The following is a 3,365-nucleotide window of genomic DNA, read 5'->3' as shown; positions in this document are numbered from 1 at the left end:
CCGGTCTGAGCGCTGCGCCCCTCTCCGAGGAGGATGTGGTCTCGTACAACGGGGGCAAGCCACCCATCCAGCTCGCCGCCCTCTACCTCGATCCGGCGCCGACCGCGCTGAACTACCCGTTCGCGGTCATGCCGGAGGTCGACCCGCAGAAGGCAGCCGCCGCCGCGGCGCTGCACGAGGAGCTGCGCGGGACGACGTTCCGGGACGCGCTGGCGGCCGCCGGTCTGCGTGGGCCCGACGGCAAGGCGGGGGCGGGCTTCATCGCTCCGACCGGCGCGCCGCCGGTGGCCACCCCGGTGATCGCCCCGGGCGCCACGGCGAGTCAGGGTGCCGCCGCGTCGGCCCAGGCCTCCACGGCCATCAGCCAGGTGCTGGGCAGCTGGGCCGCGATCACGCAGCCGGGCCGGGTGCTCGCCGTCTTCGACATCTCCGGTTCGATGCTGACCGAGGTGCCCACCGCGGGCGGCCTGACCCGCAACGAGGTCACCAAACGGGCCGCGGCGCAGGGGCTGCAGCTGTTCGACGACCGCTGGTCCGTCGGCACCTGGTTCTTCTCCACGGAGCTGGTGGGCAAGCAGGCGTGGCAGCCGAAGGTGGCGATCAGCCCGCTGTCCACGGCGCGCAACCGGCTCAACGACGCCCTCAACGACATGAAACCCAAGAAGACCGGCGACACCGGGCTGTACGACACCGCGCTGGCGGCGTACAAGACCGTGCAGAACGGGTGGCAGCAGGGCCGGGTCAACTCGGTCATCCTGTTCACCGACGGGGTGAACGAGAACCCCGACGGCCTGACCCGGGACGAGCTGGTCGCCGACCTGCGGCGGGCGCGGAACCCGCAGAAGCCGGTGCGCATGGTGATCATCGGTATCGGTCCGGAGGTCGACCGCGGCGAGCTGAAGGCGATCTCGGACGCCAGCGGGCCGTCCAGCGGCGTCTTCATCGCGGAGGACCCGGCGAAGATCAACGAGATCTTCCTGCAGGCGATCGCGACCCGTACCGGAGCCTAGGGCGAGCTCGGCCTGGTGGTTCGCACCACCAGGCCGGGCCGCTTGCTAGCGTTCGGCGGATGCCGTTCACGCTTGCTCATCCGGCGGCGGTCCTTGCCGTCTCCCGCCGTCCGCTGGTTGCGTCCGCCCTGGTCATGGGCTCGATGGCGCCGGATCTGACGTACTACGCCGCCCTGCCGTGGCTCGACCCCAGCGGCACTCTGCTCACCCGCACCCACCATGCGTCGTCGGTGTTCTGGCTCGACCCGCTGATCGCCCTGGTGCTGCTCGTGGTGTTTCAGGTGCTGCTCAAACGGCCCGTGGTGGCGCTCTTGCCGCAAGCTGCCGCGGGGCGTGTGTGGCAGTCCGCGGAACGGTTCATCGGGTGGCGGCCGACCGCCGTGTGGTGGATCGCCCTCTCGCTGGCGATCGGGGCAGCGACTCACGTGGCCTGGGACCGCTTGGACGGCGTGTTCGGTGCGGATCAGTCGACGAAGGTTGACCTGGCCGGCGGCGTACTCGGCGCGGCCGTGCTCCTGGTCTGGACGTGGCGCTGGTGGCGGATGACGCCGGCGCAACCGGTCCCGTCCGTGCTGCGGCTCCCGGCCCGGCTGCGGACGTGGATCTGGGGTGCCTTGGTGGCAGCGCCGCTGGTGCTGGGCACTGCGGGCGCGGTGAGCGGCGTCCGGCAACTCATGGCGGCCAACAAGATCGACTATTCCGACCTTCCGCCGCAGGTCGTTCCGCCGACGTGGACCGGGAGGGACATGGCGGAGCTCGCGGTGAGGCAGTTCGCCGTGGACGGTGTCGCTGCCATCTGCGTTGTGCTGGCCGTCTACGCCGTCGGCTGGCAGTTGGCCCGGCTCGCCACCGGTGGGCGGGGCCCGACCGGCCCGGGCCCGGGCGACGAGGCGGCTCTGCCCGGGTTCCTGCTGAGGGGTGCACCTGCTGCCCCGGCTCACCCGGTCCGGGGCAGCAGGCGGTCTCATCAGGCGACTGTGCAGGCGGTGCCGTTCAGCGTGAACGCTGTCGGGCGGCTGCTGTCACCGGTGTGCGTGGCTTGCAGGCCGATGCTGGTCGACGCGCCCGTCGCGAGGGTGCCGTTGTAGGAGACGTTGCGGGCGGTGACCGCTCCGCTGGAGCCCGTCCACGTCGCGTTCCAGCCCGAGGTGATGGTCTGGCCCGCCGGCAGGGTGAAGCCGAGCGTCCAGCTGGTCACGGCCGGGCCGGAGTTGGTGATCGAGATCGCCGCGGTCAGGCCGCTGTTCCAGGCGTTGACCACGTATCCGACCCGGCAGCCACCCGTGCTCGGAGGCGGGCTGGACGGCGGGGTGCTGGTCGGCGGCGTGGGCGAGACAGGGGGCGAGGTCGGGGGCGAGGTCGGCGGGACGGTGGTGCTGTCCAGCCCGAGGAACGTCACCGCGCGCTCGGCCATGCCGGACTGCGGCAGGTTGTGCCCGGTGTTCGCCACGCTGATCGCCTCGACCGGCGGCTGCGCGGAGGTCGAGCCGTAGCGGGTACGGGTCCAGCCCGACTGCGGCGAGTCGGTCAGCGCCGGGGTCTGCGAGAGGCCGTGCACGTTGGTCCACTGCTTGATCTCTTCGGTGAAGTTCGGGTACCGCAACGTGTCGTCGTTGACGCCGTGCCACACCTGCATCCGCGGCCGCGCCCCGGTGTATCCGGGGTAGGCGTTGCGGACCAGGTCACCCCAGGCCTGCGGGGTCTTGGTGACCTGACCGTTGGCGCAGGCGCTGTTCCAGCCGGAGCCGTCGGTCGTGGCGAAGCAGCCGAACGGCACCCCCGCGAACGCCGCGCCGGCCCGGAACACGTCCGGGTAGTCGCCCAGCAGCACGTTGGTCATCATGGCGCCGGAGGACGCGCCGGTGACGACCGTACGGGCCGGATCGGTGCTGTACCGCTGCTGCACGTAGCGGACCATCGAGACGATGCCGGCCGGGTCGCTGTTGCCGTCGTGGCGCAGCGCTGCCGGTGAGGACACGTCGAAGCAGTTGCCCGAGCGGGTCGCCGACGGGTAGATCACGATGTAGCCGTACCGGTCGGCCAGGGAGGCGAACGAGGTGCCCGAGTAGAACGCCGGGCCGGAGCCGGTGCAGTAGTGCACGGCCACGAGCAGGGCCGGGTTCGGCGGGAGCCGGTCGGGGACGTACAGGTGCATGCGCAGGTTGGTCGGGTTGGTGCCGAAGCCGGTGACCTCCTGCAGGGTCGCGGCGGCCGCGGGGGCGGCCGGCAGCAGCACGGAGGCACCGATCGCGCTCACCGCGGCGGTGAGGGCCAGCAGGGCCTGGGTCAGTCGTTTCATGGTTCCTCGCTCCGGGGGATGGGTCCGGCGCGACGCGGAAGGGTGGTCCGCGCCGC

Annotated in this window: 2 protein-coding genes and 1 pseudogene; 2 read left to right on the top strand and 1 reads right to left on the bottom strand. The window is 71.9% G+C overall.

What is annotated here, in order from left to right; all coding sequences use genetic code 11:
• Both AB0C29_RS39545 and AB0C29_RS39540 read left to right on the top strand, forming a co-directional pair.
• The coding region (locus AB0C29_RS39545) for a VWA domain-containing protein (RefSeq protein WP_360831844.1) at positions 1 to 1,010 on the top strand (1,010 nt) is incomplete at its 5' end.
• A 59-nt stretch (positions 1,011 to 1,069) separates the two neighbouring features.
• Positions 1,070 to 1,441: pseudogene (locus AB0C29_RS39540) on the top strand (DUF4184 family protein); the annotation flags it as partial.
• Positions 1,442 to 1,977: 536 nt separating this feature from the next.
• Here the strand turns inward: AB0C29_RS39540 and AB0C29_RS39535 are convergent.
• Entirely contained in the window at positions 1,978 to 3,309 is a 1,332-nt protein-coding gene (locus tag AB0C29_RS39535; protein ID WP_360831841.1) for a PHB depolymerase family esterase, read from the bottom strand.
• Positions 3,310 to 3,365 lie beyond the last annotated feature (56 nt).

This window comes from Actinoplanes sp. NPDC048791 (assembly GCF_040650095.1).
In the GTDB taxonomy this organism is placed as follows: Bacteria; Actinomycetota; Actinomycetes; order Mycobacteriales; family Micromonosporaceae; genus Actinoplanes.
The sequence above is the reverse complement of the archived record's forward strand: the minus strand, read 5'-3'. Positions and strand labels throughout refer to the sequence as shown.